This window comes from Microcystis sp. LE19-8.1F, assembly GCF_027531715.1.
GTDB lineage: Bacteria > Cyanobacteriota > Cyanobacteriia > Cyanobacteriales > Microcystaceae > Microcystis > Microcystis wesenbergii_A.
Genome location: NZ_JAPZSO010000196.1, coordinates 1 through 1,148, shown reverse-complemented (window position 1 = coordinate 1,148; position 1,148 = coordinate 1). Strand labels below are relative to the sequence as shown.

1 protein-coding gene is annotated in these 1,148 nt (G+C 38.9%); it reads right to left on the bottom strand.

Annotation, left to right across the window (positions count from 1 at the left end):
- Positions 1-736, bottom strand: a 736-nt coding sequence (locus tag O9334_RS18340; RefSeq protein ID WP_502846549.1) for a calcium-binding protein, incomplete at its 3' end; no start/stop codon positions are given.
- Positions 737-1,148 lie beyond the last annotated feature (412 nt).

Genomic DNA, 1,148 nt, shown 5'->3' with positions numbered 1-1,148 from the left:
CATCAATTTTGTCCTGTCCCTGGACAAAATCCATCGCTACATCACTGGTGTTTGTGTTTAGAGGGTAGGCAAAGTTAAAGACATCATTACCTGTGCCACCGTAGAGAGTATTATTCCCAGAACCACCTTCTAAACGGTCATTTCCGGCTAGACCAGAAAGTGTATCATTGCCTCCCAACCCAGAAATGTTATCATCCCCAGAAGTTCCAGTAATATTATCATTCCCATTAGTCCCCGTAAAATCCGCCTGTTCTACTTGAATAATTTCCCCATTTACTATAATTGTTGTCTGGTCATTCTCTGCTCGTAAAGCCTCCAAGGTTGCCACATCCAGACTATTTCCTTGCACCAACTCCGCAAAAATTGCCCCCTCATCTCCCGCGCTATCCACCTGATTAATTTGAGCATCCACATAATGCCCAATTTCTTCTAAAATTACATTAACTATCGCTGCTGACGAGGCCGTATTTAAAAAAGATGCTGATAAATAAATCTTATTCTTACTACTGGAATATGCACCATTCGCCGTCCCCAAAACTTCACCACTAAGTACCTCAATTGGGGGAATTTGACTAAAATTTCGGCTTTGCCACTGCTGTCGTAATTCCGTCGCCTTAACCACATCATAACTTGTGCCAAAAGCGATGGCCAAATTTGCCCAAAAGCCATCAGATTGAGCGAAATTCAACAAAACATCGTCAACAGCAGGAAGAATCGGCAAAAGAGAAGAAGTCATGATATTAACCCTCTAAATTCTGAAATGAATAGTTGTGTAGGGTGGGCAATGCCCACAATTTGCTTGGCTATTATTTATTCAGCCGAGTCAGCCTGTTTTCCGCAAACGCAGCCAGTCTGGGTTAGGCTTAAAAAAAACTATCAAACCATCAATTAATGGTTTTCACCATTTTGAGAGCGTTTTTTTCTACCGTCAATACAATAGAACTCTTGCAAATTAATTATATGTTATAATGATGGGTTAACTAATTTTCCCCAAAAAATTAGTTAATCAGTACATTTGTCCTGAATGAAAACTTGAAGTTTAACTTTTAACTCAAAACTCTTTAGAGCTGCTTTAATTTGGTTATCAAAACCTCTTTATTTAAGCGGCACAAACTATCTCAATTATAAAAATTGAGAATAAATTCTCC